The 318-nt window shown below is 40.3% G+C and carries 1 pseudogene; it reads right to left on the bottom strand.

The window, feature by feature from the left end:
- Window positions 1–270, bottom strand: a pseudogene (locus tag ACTNBF_RS16595) (hypothetical protein); the annotation flags it as partial.
- Window positions 271–318: the final 48 nt, after the last annotated feature.

Raw genomic sequence — 318 nt, 5'->3', positions numbered from 1 at the left:
CTCTTTTCTTTCGTTTATGTACTTCAGTAAATTTTCTTTATCTCCCCTACACTGTATCATACCCAGAACTTCTTGTAAATCGCTTTTGAATCGCTCTAAATGCTCCAGATTCCCAGCATCAATCAGGTTAATCCGATAATTCGGAACATATTCCTTCAAAACTGCATTTTTCTTCTCATCCTCACTCCACCGCAGCATTACTCTGTCCCATACTAATCTCCATTCCGCCGCCTTTGGCTGGCGGCACAAATAGTAATGAAAGTGTTCCAACTCTCTACGTTGTGCTGTAAAATAGTTTGCAAGAAGCTACACTACAAA

The organism is Bariatricus sp. HCP28S3_A4, from assembly GCF_052066395.1.
Taxonomy (GTDB): Bacteria; Bacillota; Clostridia; order Lachnospirales; family Lachnospiraceae; genus Allocoprococcus.
Note: the sequence above shows the minus strand (reverse complement) of the source record. Positions and strands in the feature narration are given on the sequence as shown.